This window comes from Streptosporangium sp. NBC_01639 (genome assembly GCF_045209755.1).
Lineage (GTDB): Bacteria > Actinomycetota > Actinomycetes > Streptosporangiales > Streptosporangiaceae > Streptosporangium.
Genome location: NZ_CP109272.1, coordinates 1,552,916 through 1,576,684 on the forward strand (window position 1 = coordinate 1,552,916; position 23,769 = coordinate 1,576,684).

17 protein-coding genes are annotated in these 23,769 nt (G+C 72.0%); 6 read left to right on the forward strand and 11 right to left on the reverse strand.

The genetic code is table 11. The annotated features are described in order from the left end of the window. Positions 1 to 310: 310 nt before the first annotated feature. The 10 genes from trpA to OHA77_RS06885 all read right to left on the reverse strand — a co-directional run bounded on the left by trpA (position 311) and on the right by OHA77_RS06885 (position 10,291). On the reverse strand, positions 311 to 1,105 hold the full coding sequence (gene trpA / locus OHA77_RS06840) for a tryptophan synthase subunit alpha (RefSeq protein ID WP_326821508.1): 795 nt from the start codon (positions 1,103 to 1,105) through the stop codon (positions 311 to 313). Positions 1,106 to 1,173: 68 nt separating this feature from the next. Beyond that, positions 1,174 to 2,379, reverse strand: coding sequence for a tryptophan synthase subunit beta (trpB, locus tag OHA77_RS06845; RefSeq protein ID WP_406319782.1), 1,206 nt, complete (start codon positions 2,377 to 2,379; stop codon positions 1,174 to 1,176). A 42-nt stretch (positions 2,380 to 2,421) separates the two neighbouring features. Next, entirely contained in the window at positions 2,422 to 3,231 is an 810-nt protein-coding gene (gene trpC, locus OHA77_RS06850) for an indole-3-glycerol phosphate synthase TrpC (protein ID WP_406316903.1), read from the reverse strand. A 168-nt stretch (positions 3,232 to 3,399) separates the two neighbouring features. Beyond that, positions 3,400 to 3,834, reverse strand: a complete 435-nt coding sequence (locus tag OHA77_RS06855; protein WP_326821506.1) for a DUF2752 domain-containing protein — start codon at positions 3,832 to 3,834, stop codon at positions 3,400 to 3,402. Between the two features lie 81 nt (positions 3,835 to 3,915). Then, entirely contained in the window at positions 3,916 to 4,305 is a 390-nt protein-coding gene (locus OHA77_RS06860; protein WP_326821505.1) for a DUF4190 domain-containing protein, read from the reverse strand. A 116-nt stretch (positions 4,306 to 4,421) separates the two neighbouring features. Beyond that, positions 4,422 to 5,042, reverse strand: a complete 621-nt coding sequence (locus tag OHA77_RS06865; RefSeq protein WP_406316906.1) for a Trp biosynthesis-associated membrane protein — start codon at positions 5,040 to 5,042, stop codon at positions 4,422 to 4,424. Further along, complete coding sequence (gene hisI, locus OHA77_RS06870) at positions 5,039 to 5,386, reverse strand: phosphoribosyl-AMP cyclohydrolase (protein ID WP_406316907.1); 348 nt, start codon at positions 5,384 to 5,386, stop codon at positions 5,039 to 5,041. The genes OHA77_RS06865 and hisI overlap by 4 nt, the downstream gene beginning before the upstream one ends. Positions 5,387 to 5,525: 139 nt before the next feature. After that, entirely contained in the window at positions 5,526 to 6,482 is a 957-nt protein-coding gene (gene ppk2, locus OHA77_RS06875; RefSeq protein WP_406316908.1) for a polyphosphate kinase 2, read from the reverse strand. A gap of 143 nt (positions 6,483 to 6,625) precedes the next feature. Then, entirely contained in the window at positions 6,626 to 8,365 is a 1,740-nt protein-coding gene (locus OHA77_RS06880; protein WP_406319783.1) for an ABC transporter ATP-binding protein, read from the reverse strand. Positions 8,366 to 8,509: 144 nt separating this feature from the next. Then, a complete protein-coding gene (locus OHA77_RS06885; RefSeq protein WP_326821500.1) occupies positions 8,510 to 10,291 on the reverse strand; it encodes an ABC transporter ATP-binding protein in 1,782 nt (593 codons plus the stop codon). Positions 10,292 to 10,489: 198 nt separating this feature from the next. On the opposite strand from OHA77_RS06885, the gene OHA77_RS06890 reads away from it, so the two are divergent. Then, the gene (locus tag OHA77_RS06890; protein WP_406316910.1) at positions 10,490 to 11,119 is read left to right on the forward strand and encodes a TIGR03085 family metal-binding protein; all 630 of its coding nucleotides are present in this window, start codon (positions 10,490 to 10,492) and stop codon (positions 11,117 to 11,119) included. Positions 11,120 to 11,136: 17 nt separating this feature from the next. Here OHA77_RS06890 and OHA77_RS06895 read toward each other — a convergent pair whose 3' ends face one another. Then, entirely contained in the window at positions 11,137 to 11,313 is a 177-nt protein-coding gene (locus OHA77_RS06895; protein ID WP_406316911.1) for a hypothetical protein, read from the reverse strand. A gap of 128 nt (positions 11,314 to 11,441) precedes the next feature. Between OHA77_RS06895 and OHA77_RS06900 the strand changes: the two genes are divergently transcribed. From OHA77_RS06900 to OHA77_RS06920, 5 genes are all read left to right on the forward strand, one after another. Next, positions 11,442 to 14,324, forward strand: coding sequence for an AAA family ATPase (locus OHA77_RS06900; RefSeq protein WP_406316913.1), 2,883 nt, complete (start codon positions 11,442 to 11,444; stop codon positions 14,322 to 14,324). 204 nt (positions 14,325 to 14,528) lie between these two features. Continuing rightward, a complete protein-coding gene (locus OHA77_RS06905) occupies positions 14,529 to 18,527 on the forward strand; it encodes a S8 family peptidase (RefSeq protein ID WP_406316914.1) in 3,999 nt (1,332 codons plus the stop codon). Positions 18,528 to 18,980: 453 nt separating this feature from the next. Then, the gene (locus tag OHA77_RS06910; protein ID WP_012889618.1) at positions 18,981 to 19,142 is read left to right on the forward strand and encodes a hypothetical protein; all 162 of its coding nucleotides are present in this window, start codon (positions 18,981 to 18,983) and stop codon (positions 19,140 to 19,142) included. Between the two features lie 152 nt (positions 19,143 to 19,294). Further along, positions 19,295 to 20,689, forward strand: coding sequence for a glutamine synthetase family protein (locus OHA77_RS06915; RefSeq protein ID WP_406316915.1), 1,395 nt, complete (start codon positions 19,295 to 19,297; stop codon positions 20,687 to 20,689). Positions 20,690 to 20,801: 112 nt separating this feature from the next. Continuing rightward, on the forward strand, positions 20,802 to 23,702 hold the full coding sequence (locus tag OHA77_RS06920; protein ID WP_406316916.1) for a BTAD domain-containing putative transcriptional regulator: 2,901 nt from the start codon (positions 20,802 to 20,804) through the stop codon (positions 23,700 to 23,702). Positions 23,703 to 23,769: the final 67 nt, after the last annotated feature.

A 23,769-nucleotide genomic window follows, 5' to 3' on the forward strand; every position in this document is an offset into this window, starting at 1 on the left:
CGAGCACCATCGTCTCCTATTCCGGGCCCCCATTTATGACGTACCCCCACGGATACGGCTATATCTGGAGAAAACCCCATCACGAGCTAGATAAGCGTCGAATAAGTTATTTACCGGACAGGAAATCGCAGAGCCGCCATACCAGGAACACGCAGGTGACGGGCCGGTACAGCAGGCAGCATCCTACGGCGAACTTGCGTTCCGGTAGGGGCAGACAGCGTCTTCGCGCCGCCGTACGGCACCGGCACGGGCCTGTCGGGAAAGCAGAATGCGGCCGTCCCACCGGACGGCCGCATCGCAGGACGGAGGACTACTCCCGGACGCCCGCCGCCAGTTCGGCGCCCAGCTCGCGGACCGCCGCCAGGCCGGAGGCCTCGTCGGGGGCGTCCAGCAGGCGGCGGATGAACGCCGAGCCCACGATGACGCCGTCGGCGTAGCGGGCCACCTCGGCCGCCTGCTTGCCGGTGCCGACGCCCAGCCCGACGCAGACCGGCAGATCGGTCTGCAGGCGGGTCCGCTCCACCAATCCCTGAGCGGCCTCTCCGACCGAGTCGCGGGCGCCGGTGACGCCCATCAGCGAGGCGGCGTAGACGAAACCGGTGCAGCATCCGGCGACGGCCCCGATGCGACTCTCCGGGGAGCTCGGCGCGACCAGGAAGACGGTGTCGATCCCGGCGGCGGAACTGGCCGCCCGCCAGGGCTCGGACTCCTCGGGGGTCAGGTCGGGGGTGATGGTGCCCACCCCGCCCGCGGCCGCCAGGTCACGGGCGAACCGGTCGGCGCCGTAGCGGTCGATCGGGTTCCAGTAGGTCATGACCAGCGTGGCGGCGCCCGTCCTGGCCACTCCCTCGACGGTGCGCAGCACGTCGGCGATGCGGGTGCCGTTGGTCAGCGACCGGTGCACGGCGTCCTGGATCGTCGGGCCGTCCATGAGCGGATCGGAGTAGGGGAGGCCGATCTCGATCACGTCGCAGCCCGCCTCCACCATGGCGGCGGCGGCCTTGATCGCGCCGTCCTTCGTGGGGAATCCGGCGGGCAGATAGCCGATGAGGGCGGCGCGATCGTCCGCCTTCGCCTTGGCGAACACCGTCTGAAGAGTCGTCATCTTGGGTTCCGTTGCGGTTCGGGCCTTTTAGTCCCCTCCGACCCCGCCGGAGGGGAAGCAAGCGGTCGTCAGAGGTTGAAGTACTTCATGGCGGTGCCCATGTCCTTGTCGCCACGGCCCGAGAGGTTGACCAGGATGGTCGCCTCGGGGCCCATCTCGCGACCGAGCTTGAGGGCCCCGGCGAGCGCGTGGGAGGACTCGATCGCCGGGATGATGCCCTCGGTGCGGGCCAGCAGCGCGAAGGCCTCCATCGCCTCGGCGTCGGTGATGCCGTGGTAGGAGGCGCGACCGGTGTCCTTGAGCCAGGCGTGCTCGGGGCCGACGCCCGGGTAGTCGAGACCGGCGGAGATCGAGTGGGACTCGATCGTCTGGCCCTCGTCGTCCTGCAGGACGTAGGTGCGCGAGCCGTGCAGGACTCCGATGGAGCCCTCGGTGAGGGTGAGGGCGTGCTTGCCGCTCTCCAGGCCGTGGCCGGCCGCCTCGTAGCCGTGCAGCCGGACGCCCTCGTCGCCGATGAAGGCGTGGAAGATGCCGATCGCGTTGGATCCGCCGCCGACCGCCGCCGCGACGGCGTCCGGCAGCCTGCCGGTCAGCTCCAGGATCTGCCGGCGGGCCTCGACACCGATGATGCGGGCGAAGTCGCGGACGATCTCCGGGAACGGGTGCGGGCCGGCGATCGTGCCGAACAGGTAGTGGGTGTCGTCGACGTTGGCGACCCAGTCGCGGAAGGCCTCGTTGATGGCGTCCTTGAGGGTCTGGCTGCCGTTGGTGACCGGGACGACGGTGGCGCCGAGCAGCTTCATGCGGGCGACGTTGAGCGCCTGGCGCTCGCAGTCGACGGCCCCCATGTAGATCACGCACTCCAGGCCCATCAGGGCGGCGGCGGTGGCGGTGGCCACGCCGTGCTGGCCCGCGCCGGTCTCGGCGATCACCCTCGACTTGCCCAGGCGCTTGGTGAGCAGGGCCTGGCCGAGCACGTTGTTGATCTTATGGGCGCCGGTGTGGGTCAGGTCCTCACGCTTCAGGATGATCCGGGCGCCACCCGCCTGCTCGGCGAACCGGTGCACCTCGGTGAGCGTGGTCGGCCGTCCGGCGTAGGTGCGCAGCAGGTGGTCGAACTCACGCAGGAACGCGATGTCGTTCTTGGCCTTGGCGTACTCGGCGGCCACCTCGTCCAGCGCCGGGATCAGCGCCTCGGGGACGTAACGTCCGCCGAAGATCCCGAACTTGCCGTGGACGTCCGGGTCGTCGCCGTGGACCCCGTTGCCCGCCAGGTCGGCCGGGGTGAGAAGGATTCCGTCTGTCGTTGCCACTGCTTACTGCCCCTCTGGTCGGGATGCGGGGTGGGCGCCTGCGGTGACCAGGTCCACCACGGCGGCCCTCGGGTCCTTGCCGGTGACCAGGCTCTCGCCCACCAGGACGGCGTCGGCGCCCGCCCTGGCGTAGGCGAGCAGGTCGTGAGGACCGCGCACACCCGACTCGGCGATCTTGATGACGCCTTCGGGGATCTTCGGAGCCAGCTTGGCGAACACGTCGCGGTCCACCTCGAGGGTCTTGAGGTTGCGCGCGTTGATGCCGACGATCCTGGCCCCGGCTTCGAGCGCCCGTCCGAGTTCCTCCTCGGTGTGCACCTCGACCAGCGGGGTCAGCCCGATCGACTCGGCCCGCTCGATGAGCGAGACCAGCGCGTTCTGGTCCAGCGCGGCCACGATCAGCAGCACCAGGTCGGCGCCGTAGGCGCGGGCCTCCCAGAGCTGGTAGGAGGTGATGACGAAGTCCTTGCGCAGCACCGGGATGTCGACCACGGCGCGCACGGCGGCCAGGTCGTCGAGGCTGCCGCCGAAGCGGCGCCTCTCGGTCAGCACGCTGATGACGTGGGCGCCGCCCGCCTCGTAGTCACCGGCGAGCGCGGCGGGATCGGCGATCGCGGCCAGCGCGCCCTTGGACGGGCTGGAACGCTTCACCTCGGCGATGACCGCCACCTGGTCGCCCCCCAGCGCCGCGTAGGCGTCGCGGGGGGTGGGCGCCCGCCCGGCCCGCTCCTTGAGCTCGGCCAGCGACACCGCCCCCTGCCGGTCGGCCAGATCGGCGCGGACTCCTTCGAGGATTTCCTCCAGCACGCTCACTTGCCCTCCTCGCGAAACTCGGAGGTCATGTCCGCGAACGCTGCCGTGCCCATGGTCCGCTCGCTCCACTCGCTCACGAGTAAGGCCCCTCCCGATCGATTGCCTTGTCCAGCCGATGCTATCGGCCTTGCCGAGGTCACCCCGCCACGGGGTGACGCCTATCGGTTACTACGGAGCCAATAATTCCGCACCGGGAATATTTCGTACTATCCAAAACGCGGTCATTAATGCGAGGAATATCCACGCATAGACAGGACGTACGGCTTTCCCGGCCGGCACTCCACCCCGCCAGGAACGCAACGCCCAGCGCCCCCACAGGAAGACCGCGAGCGGGACCATGGCCACGATCAGGGGATTGAGCCCGAGAGCGGTGACAGGGTCGCCGTGGGCCAGCGCGTACACGGCCCGCAGGCCACCGCAGCCCGGACAGTAGAGACCGGTGAGCATCAGGAACGGGCACGTGGGGTAGTGTCCCGGCACGTTCGGGTCCACCACGCCCACGAACGCGACCGCGGCGCCGGCCGTCAGCGCGGCGCCGAACGGGACCAGCAGGGCCCCGACCCTTCCGGCCCTTCGCGCGCCGGCCGCTCTCCCCGTCGCCATCGGCCTCCTCCGCGCCCCTTCCCCGGCCACCGGACCTCCCCCGTCACCGGCCACGATACCCACGGCGGGCGCGGACCCCCGTCAGTAACCCGACAGCGAGGCGGAACCGGCCAGAACGCCGATCGCGACCAGCCAGACCACCAGCACGACCAGCCAGCAGGCCACCCCGAAATAGGACAGGACCAGGCCGGCGATGGCCATGCCCCGCCCCTCTTCGCCCGTCCGCTTGATCTGGTTCAGCGAGACATGGCCGAGCACGATGCCCACGACCGAGGTGACACCGCACATGAACAGCCCGGCGATGCCCAGGATCAGCGCGGCGATGGACATGCCGTTGTTGCCGCGGGGCGGCGGGGCGCCGTAGCCGTAGGGATCGTAGCCGCCGCCGGGGGGCGGGCCGTACCCGCCGGAGGAACCGTACCCGCCGCCCTGCGGCGGCCCGTAACCACCGGACTGATTCCCGTAACTCATAAGACTCCCCATATATGCGAGTTGCGGGCAGAAGCCTAACGAAACCCGTGTCTCACCTAAGAAAACGCATAACCTCCGTAGGCAAGTTGTGACCGTAAGGGCAGTGCGAATGAGCATCACTGCTCCCTTTTGTCCGGCTCAACCGTGTCATCCGGTCCGACCGTCGGGTCGGCGCCGAGGTCGATCGCGTCCCACAGCGCCCGCTCGCTCCGAACGCCCTCGCCGGTACGGCCCGCCTCCCCGGAGCCCGCACGGCCGGGTCCGCGGCGCTCGTAGCGGTCGGACATGCCGGGCCATCCGGCGCCCCGCAGGGCCGCCACCACTCCCCCGCCCACCAGGAGCAGGCCGCCCAGCCCGGCGACCACCGGCCAGGCGGACACCGGCACGGCGTGCAGGCCGCCGGTCTCGGCCATGGGGATCCGCTCGGTCCCCACCCGCAACGCCGCGCCCGTACGGCTCGCCTGCCAGGCCCAGGCGAGCACACCCGCCCCGCAGAGCGCGATCACCACGCCGACGACCCTGCGCCACACGCCCCGGGTCGCGAGCACGGCGACCACCGCGGCGAGCGCCGCCCACGCCGCCGGTCCGAGGGCGGGTGCCAGTTCCGCGGCGGGGACCGCCACCGTGCGCGCGCCGGAGGTGACGGTGAACCAGTCACGCCCGGCGGCGAGCAGCACGAGCGCGGCTCCCGCCACGCAGGCCGCCGCCCAGGTCCACAGCGCCCGCCCGGCCGTCATCTGGGATCCGCCGTCAGCCGGTCGGCGTCGAAACAGGTCCGGTCACCGGTGTGGCAGGCGGCGCCCACCTGGTCGACCTTGAGCAGGATCGTGTCGCCGTCGCAGTCGAGGGCCGCGGACCTGACGTGCTGGACGTGGCCGGAGGTGTCACCCTTCACCCAGTAGGATCCGCGGCTGCGCGACCAGTAGGTGGCACGGCCGGTGGTGAGCGTGCGGTGCAGGGCCTCGTCGTCCATCCAGGCGAGCATCAGCACCTCGCCCGTGTCGTACTGCTGGACGATCGCGGGCACCAGGCCGTCGGTGGTGCGCTTCAGCCGTGCCGCGATGGCGGGGTCAAGGGACATGCGGCAATTGTGCCGCAGCCGGGGGCAGGGGTGACGCCCGGCCCGGCCCGGAGCAGGCCCGCAGCGGAACCGGAGCAGGCCCGGAGCAGGCCCGCGGCAGGCCCGGCGCGGAACCGGAGGGCGGCCCCGCGCCGCCGGCTCAGCGCGTGCGGTCGTCGTCGAACAGGTCGGCCGCCTGGACGACGATCCTGGGATCGGGCTCACCCACGACCTCGTGGTCCTTGTTGTCGTATTCGAACTGGCTGAGGAGGTGGCGCATGGCCTCGATCCTGGCCCGTTTCTTGTCGTTGCTCTTGATCACCGTCCACGGCGCGTCCTCCGTGTCGGTGTAGAGGAACATGTCCTCCTTGGCCTGGGTGTACTGCTCCCACTTGTCCAGCGACTGCAGGTCCATGGGTGACAGCTTCCACTGGCGCACCGGGTCGACCTGGCGGATCACGAACCGGGTGCGCTGCTCGGAGCGGGAGACCGAGAACCAGAACTTCACCAGGTGGATGCCGTCGCGGACGAGCATCCGCTCGAACTCGGGCGCCTGCTCCATGAACTCCAGATACTCCTCGGGCGAGCAGAAGCCCATCACCCGTTCCACCCCCGCGCGGTTGTACCAGGAGCGGTCGAAGAAGACGATCTCCCCCGCGGCCGGCAGGTGGGAGACGTAGCGCTGGAAGTACCACTGGGTGCTCTCGCGCTCGCTGGGCTTCTCCAGCGCGACCACGGCGGCCCCGCGCGGGTTGAGGTGTTCCATGAACCGCTTGATCGTGCCGCCCTTGCCGGCCGCGTCACGCCCCTCGAACAGGACGACCAGCCGGCCGCCGGTGTCCTTGATCCAGTACTGCAGCTTGAGCAGCTCGATCTGGAGCAGCCGCTTGAGGCGGTCGTATTCGGCCCGGTCCATCCGCTCCCCGTAGGGGTAGCGCTCCCGCCAGGTGTCCACCGGAGTGCCGTCCAGCCGCACCAGGACGGGATCGTCGTCATCGTCGTCCAAAACCCGCAGGTTCGGCAGTTCGTCCAGCAGGTCGCTGCGGGCCACGGCCGAGCGCACGTCGAGCACGGGGAACTGCGTCTCCTTGGGCTCCTCGCCCAGCACATCCGACATGAATCCCCACCCCCGAGAAGACTTCGCGCTCACTCCTGCCCCCTACCTCCCTTGGAGGTCGCTAATCCTCCGCGCCGCCGGTGCGGTCTCGGCCCCGCCAGCGCCGTCGTGCGCGAACCGGAACGCCAGGCCGTACGGCAGGGCTATGAGCGGGCGGCCGAGACCCAGGAGGCGTGCAGGTCGGCGTAGACGCCGGGCTCCCCGACGAGCTCGGCGTGCGGACCGCGCTGCACGATGCGGCCCCGGTCGAAGACGAGCACCTCGTCGGCGGCCTCCGCGGTCGACAGCCGGTGGGCGATGGAGATGGCGGTACGGCCCCGCGTCACCCCTTCCAGGGCGCGTGCCAGCCGTACCTCCGTCGCCGGGTCCACCGCGGAGGTGGCCTCGTCGAGCAGGAGCAGGTCGGGATCGGCCAGATAGGCGCGGGCCAGCGCGACGAGCTGACGCTCCCCCGCCGACAGCGACTCCCCGCGCTGGCCGACCCGGGTGGAAAGGCCCGCGGGCAGGCCCTCCAACCAGTCGGTGAGCCCCAGCTCGGTCATGGCCAGCCGGATCTCCGCCCCGGTCGCCGCCGGGCGGCCGAAACGGATGTTCTCCTCCAGGGTGCCGTCGAACAGGAACCCGTCCTGCGGCACCATGACGATCCGCTCGCGCAGCGAGGAGAAGCGGACCCCGCGCAGGTCCTCACCGTCCACGGTGACGCGGCCGGAGACCGGGTCCATCAGACGGGTGAGCAGCTTGGCGAAGGTCGTCTTGCCCGAGCCGGTCTCCCCCACCACCGCGATCCGCGAACGCGGCGGGATGTCCACCGACACCTCGCTGAGCACCGGCGCTCCGCCCGGGTAGGCGAAGCCGACCTCCTCGAAGCGGACCGAGATGGGCCCGCGCGGCAGGTCGACGCCCTGCGGACCGGGGTCGGCGACGTCCGGCGGGGTGTCGAGCACCCCGAGGATGCGCCGCCAGCCGGCGATCGCGTTCTGCGCCTCGTTGAGCATCTCGGTGGCGGTCTGCAGCGGCGAGACGAACAACGTGATCAGGAACAGGAAGGCGATCAGGCGCCCGGCGGTGATCTCACCGGCGATGCCCAGCTTCACCCCGAGCAGCACCACCCCGGCGATCGCCACCGACGCGACGATCTCGGTCAGCGGGAACACGGTCGCCACCAGCCGCTGTGTGCGGGCCTGCGCGGTCTTGTTGGCGTCGATCGCGCTGTCCAGCCGCTGGGCGGTACGGGCCTCCGAACCGTGGGCCCGGACCACCGCCGCGCCCACCACCGACTCGCTGACGGCGGCGAGCATGTCGCCGGTGCGCTCGCGGACCACCGTGTAGGCGCCCGACAGCCACCGCTGGAAGCGCGGCAGCACGACCAGGAGCGGCAGGAAACAGACCCAGACCAGCAGGGCGAGCTGCCAGGAGTAGACGAACATCAGCACGGTGGCGACCAGGAGCTGCCCCAGGGCGATGATGATCATCAGCCCGCCCCACTGCATGAACACGCTGATCTGGTCCACGTCGCCGGTGACCCGGGAGACCAGGGCACCGCGGCGCTCGGAGTTCTGGGTGAGCACCGACAGGTCGTGCACATGCCGGAACCCGCGCACCCGCAGCCCGGCCAGGGAGGTCTCGGTGGCCCGGTAGAGGCGGATGTTCATCAGGTACGCGCACAGCGCGGTGACCACCACGGCCGCGGCGCACAGCAGCACGGCGGTGCGGATGTAGGGCAGGTCGGGGACCTCCCCTTTCAGGCCCCGGTCGATGGTCTGCTGGACGGCGATCGGCACGATCACCTTGCCCAGGGTCGCCAGCACGGCCAGCGCGAGCGTCCCGGCCAGCCCCTTGCGGAACTCCGGCGTGAGCGACAGCCCGTGCCTGACGGTGGCCATCGCCGACCGCTCGACCCCGTGAAGCGAACTCACGCGCGCCTCCCGGCGGACGGGCCGGCGGCCCGCGGGCTCCCCGCGCCGCTGTGTCGACCGGCTCGCCCGCTCACCGGCGCACCATCCTCTCGTCGGTGGTCGTGAGACTGCTCACGCGCTGACCTCTTCCTCTTCCTCTGCCCCGAGCGCCTCACGCTCGGCCTCTTCGCGTTCGTAGGCGGTGACCAGGTTGCGGTAGCCCCCGCAGCGGACGAGCAGCTCCTCGTGGGTCCCCCGGTCGGCGACCTCGCCGTGTTCGAGGTAGACGACCTCGTCGGCCAGGGCGATGGTGGCCATCCGGTAGGCGACGACCAGCACGGTCGAGGCCTGGGCCGCGTCCCGCAGGCCGTACAGGATCCTGGCCTCGACCTGCGGGTCCACACTGGAGGTGGCGTCGTCCAGGATGAGCAGCCGGGGCCGGCGGACCAGCGCGCGGGCCAGGGCCAGGCGCTGGCGCTGGCCACCGGACAGGGTGGTGCCGCGCTCGCCGACCTTGGTGTCGAGCCCGGAGGGCAGGGCGCTGACGAAGCCGTCGGCCTGGGCCAGGCGCAGCGCCGCCCAGACGTCCTCGTCACCGACCGGCAGGCCGAGGGTGACGTTGTCCCGCACGGTGTCGTCGAACAGGAACGTCTGCTGCGCCACCAGCGCCACCGCCCCGCTGACCCCGCCGCGGACGACGTCACGCAGGTCCACCCCGTCCACCAGCACGGCTCCGGCCGCCGGGTCGACCAGGCGGACGAGGGTCTGGGTGAGGGTGGACTTGCCCGAACCGGTGGGCCCGACCAGCGCGAGCGTCCGGCCCGGCTCGGCCTCGAACCCGACCCCGCGCAGCACCGGGAAACCGTCGTAGGCGTAGTCGAGGTCGCGGACCTCCAACCGGGCCGGGAGCGTACCGGACAGCGTGGCGGTGCCGTACTCCATGGAGCCGGTCGCGGTCAGGACCGCCTGCACCCGCTCGTAGCCGACGACGGCGCGGGGCAGCTCGGCGAGCACCCAGCCGAGCGCGCGGATCGGGAAGGCCAGCAGGGTGAACAGGTAGGCGACCTGGACCAGGACCCCCGAGCTGACCGCGCCGCCCTCCAGCCGCCACGCCCCGACGACCAGCACCGCGAGCACACCCAGGGTGGGCAGCGCCTCCAGCATCGGGTCGAACAGGCCGCGGACCCGGCCGACCGCGATGTTGGCGTCGCGCAGCTCCTCGGCCCTGGCCTGGAACCTGGCGGTCTCCTCGTCCTCGCGGCCGAGGGTCTTGACGACCAGGGCTCCGTCGAAGCTCTCGTGGGCGATCTCGCTGACCTCGGCGCGCAACTGCTGGGCGCGGGTCGCCAGGGGGCTGAGCCGGCGCTGGTAGACCAGGTTCAGCACGGCGATCGCCGGGAAGATCAGGAAACCGACCAGGGCGAGGACGGGGTCGGTGAGCACCAGCGCGAAGGCGGCGGTGACGAGCATGACGACCACGCCGACCGCCATCGGCAGCGGGGCCAGCGGAGCCCAGGCCGCCTCGGCGTCGGAGCCGGCGTTGGACAGCAGCTGACCGGTCGGGTGCCGGTGGTGCCAGGCCAGCGGGAGCCTGAGGTACTGGCGGGTGACCTCCCGCCGGGAGCGGGCCTGCATCCGGTACTGCATGACCCCGGCGAAGAACCGCCGGCCGGCCACGCCGAACGCCTTCAGCAGCGCGACGCCCAGGATGAGCAGCGCACCCGTCACCAGCGTGCCGGTCGCGACGTCCCCCTTGGCGAACGCCGGCAACACGACGTGCTCGGTGGCCCAGCCGAGCGCCCACGCCGACCCGACCGTCATGACGCCGTAGAGCGCGCTGGACAGGGTGGCCGCGGCGAAGACCGCCTTCTCGGCTCGGATGGCCACCCCGAGTACGTGGAATCCCTTACGCATGACGGCGGGAGTCACCTTGCTCGCCACTCGGGGGGTGTCCTTTCGAAGATGAACATTGCTACGTAAGTAGCTATCACGCGCGATCGCCCCCTTATTCCCCCAACCCCTCCCCGGAGTGTCGGTTCCCGCCCCGACCGGGGGCGGGAACCCAGGTCACGGGGGAGGGAGCCCAGGTGACGGTATTGTTAGGATGATCAGATGACTCACGCCCGCGCCGAACGCGCCGCTCTCGGCGACCTGCTCGCCCAGCTCGGCCCGGACGCCCCCACGCTCTGCGAGGGCTGGACCACCTTCGACCTCGCCGCCCACCTCGTCCTGCGCGAACGCCGCCCGGACGCCGCGGGCGGGATCGCCCTCCGGCCGCTGGCCGGATACACCGCCTCCGTGCAGGAGACCTTGAAGGCCAGGTACGGCTACCCGCGCCTGGTGGAGCTGATCCGCTCCGGCCCGGCCGGACTCTACCGGGTACCCGGCATGGACAGCACCGTCAACGCCCTGGAGTTCTTCGTCCACCACGAGGACGTACGGCGTGCGCAACGGGTCTGGGAGCCGCGCGAACTCCCCGCCGACCTGGAGGCGCTCTTCTGGAAGCGCGTCCGGACCGGCAGGCGGGTGTTCCTGCGCAAGTCCCCGGTCGGCGTCGTCCTGCACCGCATCGGCGGTGGCGTCGCCCTCGGCGGCACCAGGGACGCACCGGTGGTCGAGGTGACGGGCACCGCCGGTGAGCTGCTGCTGTTCTGCTTCGGCCGCCAGTCCCACGCCCTCGTCGACCTGGCCGGCCCCGAGGAGGCCGTGGCCGCGCTGATGGACGTCCGGCTGGGCGTCTGAGACACCGCAGGCGGCCGTCAGGCGGTGCCGCCGCCGAGGACGAACGGGAAGTCCCAGCGGCTCGGATCGACGGCGAAGCGCCGGTGGTCTCTTACCTCCATACCGACAACCAGCGCCTCGTGGCGCACCGGGACCGGTGGCACGTTCTGCTCGACCGGCTCGCCTTCGGCCTGGGCACGCCGGGCCGCGGACACGAGACGCCGGTGCGATCATCAACGGCGACAGCCGAAAAGCCCCTTCTCGTCCGACCGATATTCGTGAATTTATGATGCCCTGGGGCTAAATTTCATGATTACATGGCCGGTGCGGCGATCAAGGCACGGTGAGAGATGCGCGGCTGGTGCTGGTGAACGGACCCGGGGCACTGGGCAGGACGGTGTCGCCCCTCCTGGTCGGCCGGGATCAAGAGCTGGAGAGGCTCGTCGCCGCGGTGACCGCGGCCCCCTCGGTGTCCGTGGTCGAGGGGGAGGCGGGCATCGGCAAGTCACGGCTGCTGGCCGAGCTGGCCGCCCGGCCCGAGCTGGCGGATCGCCGCCTCCTCAGCGGCGGCTGCGGGCAGATCAGGGAGCCGTTCCCACTGGGCCCGATCGTGGAGGCGATACGCGGCCGCGCCACCGACCTGACCGGCGCCGCCCTGTCACCGGTGGCGGGCGCCCTGCGCGGGCTCCTGCCCGAACTCGAAGGAGTGCTCCCGCAACCTCCTCCGCCGCTGGAGAACCGGGCGGCCGAACGGCACCGGCTGTTTCGCGGCCTGGTCGAGGTGCTGGCCGCGCTGGGCCCCGCCATCCTGGTGGTGGAGGACCTGCACTGGGCTGACGAGCAGACCGTGGAGTTCCTGGGCTATCTGCTGGGAACACCGCAGGGAGAGCTGTCGGTGGTGCTGACCTACCGGGGCGACGAGGCCGCCGCGGCCGTCCGCGCGATGACGGCGCGCCCACCCGACTCGGTCAGGCATGAGCACCTGGCGCTCGCTCCGCTCGACACGGCGCAGACCCGCACGCTCGCCGCGGCGATCCTGGGCGTGGACGAGGTGACGGAGGAGTTCGCGGAGCACCTGCGCGCGCGTGCCTCGGGGCTGCCGCTGGCCGTACAGGAATTGCTCGCGCTGCTGCGCACGCGCGGCGCGCTGATCGAATGGGAGGGCGGCTGGGCCCGCCGAACCCTCGACGCGCTGGACGTGCCCGTGGGCGTGCGCGCCTCGGTGCAGGAACGGGTCTCCAGGCTGCCCGCCGAGGCGCGGGCCGTGGTGGAGACCGCCGCGGTGCTCCAGCTCGCGGTGCCCGTCTCGGTGCTGGCGCACACGGCCGGCCGGCCCGAGCCCGAGGCGATGGACGGCGCACTCGACTCCGGGCTGCTGGCCGAACGTGACGGGACGGTGGGGTTCCGGCACGTACTGGCGGCGCAGGCCGTCTACGAGGCGATCCCGGTGGGGCGCAGGCGGGCGATGCACGCCGCCGCGGCGGCGGCCGTACAGGAACTGCGGCAGGTGCCGCTCGGGCAGATGGCGCACCACCTGCGGCAGTCGGGCCGGACGCCCGAGTGGGCGGACGCAGCCGCCAGGGCGGCCGAGCAGGCGGCCGCCCTCGGCGACGAGGCCGAGGCCGCCCGGCTGCTCGAGGACCTGCTGCGCAACGCGGAGCTGGATCCGGTACGGCGGGCGCAGCTCACCGTGCGCCTGGGCTGGGCGGCCCTGCAGGTGCTGCCCTTCCCGCAGATGCGCGAGCTGATCACCGAGGCGCTCCGCTCCGAGCTGCCGACCGCGCTCCGCGGCGAGCTGCGCTTCCTGTCGGGCATGCACTTCGAGGTGACGCGGGACGATCCCACGCGTAGGAACAGCGTGCTGGCCGGGGCCCTAGAGGATCTGGGCGACCGTCCCGACCTGGCCGCATGGGCGCTGGTGCTGCTGGGACTGCCGATCGTGGCGGGCGTCTCGCCCGAGGAGGAGCGCGATCGGCTGAACCAGGCGCTCGGACTGCTGCCCGCCGTCGAGGACCGCGCCATGCGGGTGCTGATCCTGGGCAAGCTGGCGATGGTGTTCGTCGTGATGGGCGACGCGCGCTGGGCGGACCTGACCGAGCAGCTCCGCGCGGAGACCGGCGGTCACGCCCGCGATCACCAGGAGGCCAACGCCTACTGCTCCATCGCCGAGGACGCCGGCTACGCCGGCCACCACGACCTCGCCCGGAGCCTGCTGGAGACGGCGCTGGACACCGCCAACCCCGACCTGCAGGGGGTCAGCGAGCAACGGACCAGGACGAGGCTGACCATCGTCGACTACTGCCGCGGCGCGTGGGGCGGACTCCGCCCGATGGTGGACGCCCTGCGCAGGCAGGGTGACGCCCGGCCACACGAGAGCCTCATCGTGGACACGGTCGCGGCGTGCCTGGCGCCCGCGCCGGGACGCCTGGATCTCGCGCTGGACGTCCTGCGCGACGTCGTCGGGCGCGCGTTCGCCAGGGGTGACTTCGACCTGCTGCCCGTGCCCGTCTCGATGCTGCTCCGGTTGGCCGTCGCGCGCGGCGAGCACGACGCGGCGATCGCCGAAACCGCCGCCGCGGTGCGCGCGTGGGAGAGCAAGGAGATGTGGCCCGCGGGGGTGCGCGCGGTACCGGCGCTCGTGGAGACGCTGCTCGCAGCCGGACGGGGGGATGACGCCGCCGAGCTGGTGGAGCGCTACGAGGCACGCCTGCGCGGGCTGGACGCGCCGCTGGCCGTTCCCGCGCTGGGACAGGCCCGCGGGCTGCTGCAGGCGGCGGACCAGCGGTGGGCCGAGGCCGCCCGGTCGCTTACCGCGGCCGCGGAGGGCTTCCGCGCGCTCCCGGCGGCCTACGACGCAGCGCAGGCGGACGAGCAGGCGGCGGCCTGCCTCCTCAGGGCCGGCGACCCCGCCGCCGGGCCGATCCTTCAGGCGGTGACCACGGTGTACGCGGAGCTCGGCGCCCGGTGGGATCTCGACCGGGCCAACCTGCTCGGCCGGACCTGGGGGGTACGCCTCCCGCAGCTCGCCCAGCCGCGCGAGGCGGGAGGCTCCGCGTTGTCCTCGCGCCAGGAGCAGGTCGCCAGGCTGGCCGCCACGGGACTGACCAACCAGGAGATCGCCAAGGAGATGTTCCTGTCACCGAAGACGGTGGACAAGCATCTCAGCGCGGCGATGCGCAAGGTCGGAGCCCGGTCGCGCACGGAACTGGCCCTCTTCTACCGGTGAATTGGGGAGTTTTCCCCAGGGGTTCCCCATAACTCCTCCCAGCGGTCGGCCCCCAGGCTTGCTTCATGTCCGCCCCCGACCCCGAACCAGAGACCGAGCCAGAGACCGGACCTGAGCCGGATGCGAAGTTCGAACTCGCGCCTCCTGACGGTTTCGAGCCGGTATGAGCATCACCCCTGCGGAAAGGCAGTCCCCCCTGTGCCTGTGAAGAAGTCCCTGTACGCCGCCGCGACCGCGCTCGCGCTCCTCGCGGCGCTTCCCCCGCCGGCCGCCCAGGCCGAGCCGGAACCGGCCGCGGCCGCCGTCCCGCCGTCCGCCCCGCCGTCCGTCCCGCCGTCCGTCCCGTTGTCCGGCCTGGGTGCCGGCGTCCACGCCGTCACCCTGATCACCGGAGACAAGGTCAGGCTCACCGACATGGGCGCCGGCAGGTACGCCGTCGACACCGAGCCCGTCCCGCGACCGGACGGCGACCTGCCCACGCTCGCCACGCTGAGCGGCCCCGACGGCCTCTACGTCCTGCCGAGCGACGCGATGCCCGCCATCGACGCGGGCAAGCTCGACCGCCGGCTGTTCAACGTGAAGTACCTGGCCGAGAACGGCTACACCGACGACGCGACCGCGCAGGTCCCGGTCATCGTGCAGTACCAGGGCGCGCCCGCCGCCGCCTCGCTCAAGAGCACGGCCGACGCCATCCCGGCCAGCGTGCCCACGCACACCCTGGAGAGCGTCCACGGGGCCGCGGTCGAGGTGACCAAGGGCGAGTCCGGCACATTCTGGCAGGCCGTCCGCGGCTCCTTCACCCCTGGCGCGGCCAGGCTCGCCGGCGGGATCTCCAAGATCTGGCTCGACGGCAAGATCAAGATGGACCTCGCGGAGAGCGTCCCGATGATCGGCGCGCCCGAGGCATGGGCGGGCGGCCACGACGGCGCCGGCGTCAAGGTCGCGGTGCTGGACACCGGTGTCGACGCCGGCCACCCCGACCTGAAGGGGAAGATCGCCGGCTCCCGGTCGTTCGTGCCGGACGAGGCCGTGCAGGACCTCATGGGACACGGCACCCACGTGGCCACCACGATCGCGGGCAGCGGAGCCGCATCAGGCGGGAAGAACAAGGGCGTCGCGCCCGGCGCGGACCTCCTGGTCGGCAAGGTGCTCAGCAACGGCGGCAGCGGCCAGGACTCCTGGCTCATCGACGGCATGGAGTGGGCGGCCGCCAGCGGCGCCAAGGTGATCAGCATGAGCCTCGGAGGCGGGGTCACCGACGGCACCGACCCGGTGAGCCAGGCCGTCAACGAGCTGACCGCCGCCAACGGCGCGCTGTTCGTCGTCGCCGCCGGCAACGCCGGCAAGGTCGGATCGGTCGATGCCCCCGGCGCGGCCGACGCGGCCCTCACCGTGGCCGCCGTCGACAAGAGCGACCGACTGGCCGGCTTCTCCAGCCAGGGCCCGCGCTTCGGCGACATGGCGCTGAAGCCCGACATCGCCGCCCCCGGCGTCGACATCACGGCCGGCCGCGCGGCCGGTACCTCGATGGGCGCCCCGGTCGACGAGTACTACACCAAGGCGAACGGCACCTCGATGGCCACCCCGCACGTGGCCGGGGCCGCGGCGATCATGGCCCAGCAGCACCCCGACTGGAAGGGGCCGCTGATCAAGACGGCCCTGATGTCGACGGCCAAGGACGACGCGCTCGCCGTCTACGAGCAGGGCGCGGGCCGGGTCGACCTGGCCCGCGCGCATCGGCAGACGGTCTTCGCCACCACCCCGGCCGCCGACTTCGCCTCGGTGAGCGATCCGGGCGCGAAGCTCGAACGGAAGATCAGCTACACCAACCTGGGCTCGGAACCGGTCACGCTCACGCTGACCGGCGCGCTGCGCGACATGCGTGGGCCGGCGATCGAGGGCGCGCTGACGACGGAGTCCTCACTGACCGTCCCCGCGTCCGGCACGGCCACGACCACCGTCACGCTGGACCCCGCCGGCCTGGAGATCGGCCGCTTCACCGGGACGGTCATCGCGCAGGCCGGCGACGTGCGGCTGACCACGCCCGTGGGCGCCGTGCGCGAGGCCCCCATGCACACACTCACCGTGCACACGATCGGCAGGGACGGCAAGCCGCTCAACCCGAGCACCCAGTACGCCATCGACGTGGACGGGAACCTGGGCCTCCTCGGCGACCAGGCGCTCGTCGGCGAGGGCACCGTCGCCGTCCGCGTCCCCGAGGGGACGGTGAGCGTGACCCAGCTCGCCTCCTGGTCCGACGGCGACGACAGGAACAACACCGCCTGGCTGATGAACCCGCAGGTCGCCGTCGAGAGCGACACGGAGATCACGCTCGACGTCAGGAAAGCCTCGCAGCTGCGCTTCGACACCCCCAAGCCGGCCGAGCCGCTGAACAGCAACTCTTACGGCTTCTTCCAGCGGACCACCGCCGGCGGCGAGACCTGGGCGGGGTCGGCGCCGGCTAAGCCGTGGGACAAGATGTGGGTGCTGCCGACCGAGAAGGTCACCAAGGGCGCGTTCAGGTTCGCGACCGCATGGACGCTGGGGCAGGCCGAGGTGGCCATGAGCGTGACCGGGCGCAAGCGGACCACGCTGCACCCGGCGACGCCGCAGCACGAGCGCCTCGACCAGCAGAGCTTCCACCCCGGCTTCGTGCCGTTCACCGGAACGCAGGACCTGCAGGTCGTCGACGTCGGTCTGGGCCGGCCCGAGGACCTCGCAGGGAAGGACCTGCGCGGCAAGCTGGCACTGGTGGAGGCCGACCGAGACGAGGGGGGGATCGGCCCGGTCTGCGGCCTGCAGGTCGAGCGGGTCGGCCCGATCAGAGACGCCGGCGCCGCCGGCATCGTTGACTTCCCTGCGAAGGGCACGAACTGCACGATCCCGCTGGACATCATCCAGAAGCCGCTCACCGGCGACCCCAAGCCGGTGGGCGTCAGCAACGTCTCGGTGTCCTACCAGGAGGCCATGGACCTGCGCGGACGCCTCGCGGCCGGGCCGGTCACCGTCAGGGTGACCGGGACCCCCGAGACTCCCTACACCTACGTGCTCAAGCCGTACGTGGAGGGCAGGGTCCCCGCCTCGATGCGCTACGACCTCGGTGCGAGGAACCTGGCCCAGGTGGACCTGGACGTGCACTCCTCCCAGCCGGCCGGCTTCCAGGACTTCCGCTACCTCTGGAAGCAGGACGACCTGTTCATGGAGGCGACGTCGGTGTCCGAGTGGGGCGCGGTGGCCTTCACCGGGCCCCGCAGCCGGTCGGAGTGGGTCGGCCCGCTCGATCCCAAGGTCACGCACCTGCACGGCATGACCGCGCTGAGCCTCGACGAGACGACCACCTACGAGACCCGGTACCGGACCGAGGCGTTCGACCGGCCGACGCGCACCAGTCAGCAGTGGTTCGCCACGCCGTCCACGCTCGGCGCCGCGTCGGCCCCGGCGAAGGCGCTGTCGATCCCCGACCCGAAGGCGGCGCCGGGAACCCAGCAGGGCACGACCCTGCGCTGCGCCATCTGCGTGGAGGGCGACGTGCTGTGGGCCGAGATCGGCGTCACGAACGGGGTGCTGGAGGACAGGGACTTCAGCAACGGGTTCTGGAACCTGGGCATGCTCAACCCGGCCTATGAGGTGAAGTTCTACCGGGACGACGTGGAACTCCCGAAGGCTCCGCTCGACCCGTCGCTGAAGAACGCGCCCGCCTTCACCATCCCTCAGGGGCCGGGCGCCTACCGGCTCACCGCGAAGAAGGAGGGGGAGGAGGCCGAGTGGACCTTCGCCTCCCGGCCCGTCAAGGGCACGCCGCAGCCCGGCTTCATCTGCATCGGCCAGATCATCCAGGGCGCCGCCAAGGAGTGCGGGCCCACGCAGGCCGTGTTCGTCGGCTACGACCTGGGCCGTGAGCTGAGAATGGACAACACCGTGGCGGCCGGCAGGTCCCACACCTTCACCGTCGAGCCCTACCACGCCCCGTCAGGGGGCAAGATGCCGAAGATCGCCGGGCTCAAGCTGTGGGCGAGCACCGACGACGGCGCCACCTGGCGGCCCGTCGAGGTGAAACGGCAGCACGACGGCACCTACCGTGCCACCACGAAGTACCCGGCGCTCGCCGCGACCAAGGGAGCGGTCAGCCTGAAGGCCGAGGCATGGGACGAGGCGGGCAACCGGCTCAAGCACACTGTGACGCGGGCCTTCAGCCTGCGCTGACGAGCCGGACCGGGGCGGCTGCCATCCGCCGCCCCGGTTCCGGGTGCCCGAAGTGGGGTGCCCGAAGTCGCGCCGTGCGTGTCTCCGGCCGGCGCATCCTGCGGGAGGCGCCGGCCGGTCGGCGAGTAGGCGTTCAGGCGGCTGACGACGCCGGATCCCGGGCTTCACGGCGCCGGAGCCGTCCACCGGCCGACGGCGGCGACCTCCGTGTCGCCCCTCGCCGGAGCCCCGGGCCTACCCCTACCGGTACATATGGCAGTAAGGGTTGGACATGTGCCCCTTCCCACCGCACGATGGCGTAGGGGGACTCATGCCAATCCAGCGATCTGGCCATGGCTCGCCCCGGCCGGACAGGTATGATCAACAAAATCCGGGAGCCACCCGGGCCGAAGATGCCAGAGGTCCTTAAAATCCGGGTATGTAAGGCTGGGACTGGAACCGCAGGAGGCCCCCATGCAGGTCAAAAAGGTCGCTACCTACGTAGCGGTGGCGTTCGTGGCCTTTTATCTGTTCACCAAACCCGCCCAGGCGGCGGACGCGGTGACCGGAGTCTTCGACGGGATCGTGAGGGGAGCGGACCAACTGGCCCTGTTCTTCACACGTGTGCTGAGCTGACCGCCGGCGGAGGTTTGCTCCGCCCCTGACTCATGTTGCCGACCCTCTCCCGGCGCTCCCGTCCGATCCACGCGGGAGCGCGCACCCTCCAGTAGACCGAGCCACTCCCTGATGTGCTTTGCCTGCCCGCACAGACGTGTTACGCAGAGAGCATGGGAGATCGTCACAGCGGCATCGGAGTCCATCTGCTCGGCCCGGTGGCCCTGCGTGCCATCGAACACGCCGAGACCGAGCACATCGAGCTGATCCGTTTCCTCTACGCCGACCACGGCGGAGTGATCCGGGGCAAGGCCGTCTCACGCTCCCGGCTGCCCGAACGCTTCACCACCGGCGTCGGGCACACCGTGGCCATGATGGCGATGAACATGCTCGACCAGCTCCAGAACGTCGAACACCTCGGCCCGGTCGGCGAGGTCCGCCTCGTCCCCGACCCGACCACCTTCGTCCCCCTCCCCTACGCCCCCGGCGCCGCCGCCATGCTGTCGGACCTGCGCCAGATCGACGGCTCCCCCTGGCCCGGCTGCCCACGCACCTTCCTGCGCGAGGCGATCGCCACCCTGGCCGCCGAGGGCCACGTCGCCGTCGCCGCCTACGAACCCGAGTTCACCCTCGGCCGCCGGACAGCCGACCCGGGGGGCGGCCTGGACCGGCTGATCCCGGTCGACGACAGCCTCTGCTACTCCACCACCGGCTTCGATGAGGCCCACGACTACACGATGCGCCTGGTCCACGCCATGGAGATCCAGGGCCTGCAGGTCGAGCACTACCACCCCGAACTCGGCCACGGCCAGCAGGAACTCTCCATCCGCCACGCCACCGCCATGCGCGCCGCCGATAACCAGGTCCTCTACCGCGAGACCGTCCGCGGCGTCGCCCTCGGCATGTCCCTGTGGGCCTCCCTGGCCCCCAAACCCCTCGCCGGCCAGGCGGGCAACGGCGCCCACCTGCACCTGTCCCTGTGGGACCCCGAACTACGGGTCAACGCCTTCAGCGACCCCGCCGACCGCTACGGCCTGTCGGCCACCGCCTACCGCTTCATCGGCGGCCTGATCGCCCACCTCCCGGCGCTCACCGCACTGACCTGCGGCTCGGTCAACAGCTTCCGCCGGCTGGCACCGAGCATGTGGTCGAGCGCCTACGCCTGCTACGGCATGGACAACCGCGAGGCCGCGGTACGGATCTGCTCCCCCACCGGGCAGGACACCGAAGCCTCGGCCAACCTGGAGTTCAAACCCTCCGACTCCTCGGCCAACCCCTACCTTTCCCTCGGCGCCGTCCTGCACGCCGGCCTCGACGGCATCCGCCGCGGACTCGACCCCGGCGAGCCCGTCAACGTCGACCCCGCCACCCTCCCCGAAGGACGCGTCCCCCGCCTCCCGACCACCCTGGACGAGGCTCTCGACGCGCTGGAGGCCGACGACGTCCTCATGGACGCCCTGGGCCCCCTGCGCGGCTCCGCCTACCTGGCCGTCAAACGCTCCGAGGCCCGGGCCTTCGCCGTCCAGGACACCGCCTACGAACTGTTCCACCACTTCCGCGTCTTCTGAACACCCGCCGTGGACTCCGGACCCGCCACGCCATGCGCCGTATGACCGCAACGGTGCAGACGGTGGGCGCCGCCGTGCCCGCCCTCACCGGCTTCTGACTATCCTGCCTGCCGTGCGATTCGGTGTCCTGGGTGCCTTGGGGATGTGGTCCGCCGACGGCGAGACGGTCGCCGTCGGCGGACCGCGGCTGCGTGCGCTGCTGGCGGTGCTGCTGCTGAACGCGGGCCGGACGGTGGGCGTGCGGCGGCTCGTCGAGGGCCTGTACGGCCCGCAGGCGCCGAGCGGTGCGGCACACGCCCTGCAGTCCCAGGTGTCCCGGCTGCGTCGCCGGCTCGGGGTTGCGGGCGAAACAGAGGATCTGCTCCAGTTCGGTCCCGCCGGATACCGGCTGCTCGTCGAGCCCGACGACGTCGACGCGCACCGATTCGAGCGGCTCGCCGGCGAAGGGCGGCACGTGCTCGCCGCCGGAGATCACGGTGGCGCCGCCCGGCTCCTGGGCGAGGCCCTGGGACTGTGGCGGGGGCCGGCGCTGGCCGACGTCATCGACGCGCCCTTCGCCGGGGAGCCGGCCGCCAGGCTGGAGGAGTTGCGGGTCACCGTACTCGAAGACATGGTCGAGGCGCGGTTGGCGCACGGTGAGCACCGCGACCTGGCGGCGGAGCTGCCGGAGATCGTGGCGGCGCATCCGCTGCGGGAACGGCTGCGCGCACAGCTCATGCGGGCCCTGTACGGCAGCGGCCGGCAGGCCGAGGCGCTCCAGGTGTTCGAAGACGCGCGGCGGACGCTGGCCACCGAGCTCGGTGTCGATCCCTCCCCTGAGCTCGGTGGTGTGCACCTGGCGGTGCTGCGCGCCGGGCCCTCGCCCGCCGAGGCGGCGGGCGACGGCGTTCCGGCCCAGTTCACCAGTTTCGTGGGGCGCGACGGCGACCTCGAACGCGTCCGCACGCTGCTCGGCGAGCGACGCCTGGTCACGCTCACCGGGCCGGGCGGGGTCGGCAAGACCCGGCTGGCGGTCGAGGCCGCCGGGCGGGAGCAGGATGAGGTCCGCTTCGTCGACCTGGCCCCGCTCGCCGACGGTACGGCAGCCCCGCAGGTCCTGATCAACGCGCTGGGCCTGCGCGAGGCCGGGCTGGTGCCTGCGCTGTCCGGGCCGATCGACCCCGTGGAACGGCTGGTCGCGGGGCTGGCCGATCGGCGGGTGCTGCTCGTCCTGGACAACTGCGAGCACGTCGCCGCCGAGGTCTCCGTGCTCGCCCGCCGGCTGCTGGCGGCCTGCCGGGACCTGCGGATCCTGGTCACCAGCAGGGAGAGGCTGGGCATCACCGGGGAGACGCTGCACCCGGTCCCGCCGCTGCCCCTGGAGGGCGGCGGCCCGGAGGCGCTCGGCCATCCGGCGGTGCGGCTGTTCGCCGATCGGGCCGCAGCCGTGCGGCCCGGTTTCCTGATCGACGACGCCAACGTCGACGCGGTGCTGCGGGTCTGCCGGGCGCTCGACGGACTGCCGCTGGCGATCGAGCTCGCGGCCGCGCGGATGCGGTCGCTGACGCTGGAGGAGGTCGAGGCCCGGCTGGACGACCGGTTCCGGCTCCTGTCGCGTGGCGATCGTTCGGCGGCGCCCCGGCACCGGACGCTCCGCTCGGTCATCGGGTGGAGCTGGGACCTGCTGAGCCGCCCCGAACAGGCGCTGGCCGCGCGGCTGACGGTCTTCAGCGGCGGCGCGCCGCTCCATGCGGCCGCCCGGGTCTGCGGGCCGTCCGAGGGCGAGGTCGTCGAACTGCTCGCCGACCTCGTCGACAAGTCCCTGGTGGAGGCCGGCGAGGGCCGGTACCGCATGCTGGAGACCGTCCATGAGTTCTGCGCCGAGCGGCTGGCCGCCGACGGCGAGCGGGAACAGGTGAGAGCGGCCCACGCGGCGTACTTCCTCGAATTGGCCCAGGCCGCCGAGCCGCACCTGCGCGACCCTGACCAGCTGGAGTGGCTGGCCCGCCTCGACGCCGAACGCGGCAACTTCCACGCGGCGCTCCGCTGGGCGGCGCACGCCGACCCCACGCTCGGGCTCCGCCTGCTCGCCGCCCTGGCGTGGCAGGGGCAGTTGCGGGGACTGCCCGGCGAGCGAGCCGCGGTGGCCGCCGGCCTGCTCCTGACGATCGGCGACGAGCCGCCCGCCGGCCTCGAAGAGGAGTACACGCTGTGCCTGGCGCACGCCGCGGCCGCCGACAACGTGCACGACCAGCGACTGCGCGATCATCTGGAGCACCTTGCCGATCGGCGTCTCCGCTACCCGTTCCTGCACGTCCTGCGGTTCATGGTGAACGGCCCCCACCGCGCGGGCGGGGAGGTCCCCGCCGATCCGTGGTCTCACGCGTTCACCCGCCTGGAATCAGGGGTCAAGAGCCTCCTCGACGGCGAGCGGGACACCGCCGAGCGGGCGTTCCGCGCCGCGCTGGAGGGGTTTCGCGGGATCGGGGACCGCTGGGGAGTCCTCACCGCCCTGGAGCAGATGGCCGGGCTCGCGGACGAGACGGGGTTCGCCGCACTGATGGCGGAGGCCATCGACCTGGCGGGACGGCTGGGCGCGGTGGAGGACCTGACCAGGCTGCTCGTCAGGAACGCCGACGGGCTGGCCGACGCCGGCCGGCTGCCCGCCGCACGCGCGGAGTACGAGCGCGCCATCGAGTTCGCCCGCCGCGCCGGCACGCCCGAGACCCAGGCCGGCGCCCAGCGCGGGCTCGCGGACGTCGCGCGCCTGCACGGCGATCTGCCGGCCGCCCGCGAGCTGTACGACCGGGCGCTGCGAGACTGCAGCCGGGCATCGATGGGCGCCGCGCAGACGCGCTGGCGGATTCTCACCGGCCTAGGCCGGGTCGCGGAGGCTGAACAGGACGCCGGTCAGGCCCGCTTCCACTACCGGCAGGCCCTCGCCACCGCGCGCGCGTACGGAGATCGTCCCGCTGCCGCCGCCTCGGCTGAGGCTCTGGCCGCGGTGGCCGCGTTCGACGCCGGTGGACGGTGAAGGGCCGGTGTACGGGTGGTGAGTGCGTGGTGAGCGGCCCCTGCCAGTCTCCGGTCATCGCCTATCA

Bases quoted from the DNA above. Each gene is read 5' to 3' on its own strand.
- OHA77_RS06855 (WP_326821506.1), bottom strand. From the start codon at position 3,834: ATGGCGACGGGGAGAGCGGCCGGCGCGCGAAGGGCCGGAAGGGTCGGG.
- OHA77_RS06865 (WP_406316906.1), bottom strand. From the start codon at position 5,042: ATGACGGCCGGGCGGGCGCTGTGGACCTGGGCGGCGGCCTGCGTGGCG.
- OHA77_RS06890 (WP_406316910.1), top strand. From the start codon at position 10,490: ATGACTCACGCCCGCGCCGAACGCGCCGCTCTCGGCGACCTGCTCGCC.
- OHA77_RS06915 (WP_406316915.1), top strand. From the start codon at position 19,295: ATGGGAGATCGTCACAGCGGCATCGGAGTCCATCTGCTCGGCCCGGTG.
- trpA (WP_326821508.1), bottom strand. From the start codon at position 1,105: ATGACGACTCTTCAGACGGTGTTCGCCAAGGCGAAGGCGGACGATCGC.
- OHA77_RS06860 (WP_326821505.1), bottom strand. From the start codon at position 4,305: ATGAGTTACGGGAATCAGTCCGGTGGTTACGGGCCGCCGCAGGGCGGC.
- hisI (WP_406316907.1), bottom strand. From the start codon at position 5,386: ATGTCCCTTGACCCCGCCATCGCGGCACGGCTGAAGCGCACCACCGAC.
- OHA77_RS06885 (WP_326821500.1), bottom strand. From the start codon at position 10,291: ATGCGTAAGGGATTCCACGTACTCGGGGTGGCCATCCGAGCCGAGAAG.
- OHA77_RS06880 (WP_406319783.1), bottom strand. From the start codon at position 8,365: ATGGCCACCGTCAGGCACGGGCTGTCGCTCACGCCGGAGTTCCGCAAG.
- OHA77_RS06910 (WP_012889618.1), top strand. From the start codon at position 18,981: ATGCAGGTCAAAAAGGTCGCTACCTACGTAGCGGTGGCGTTCGTGGCC.
- ppk2 (WP_406316908.1), bottom strand. From the start codon at position 6,482: ATGTCGGATGTGCTGGGCGAGGAGCCCAAGGAGACGCAGTTCCCCGTG.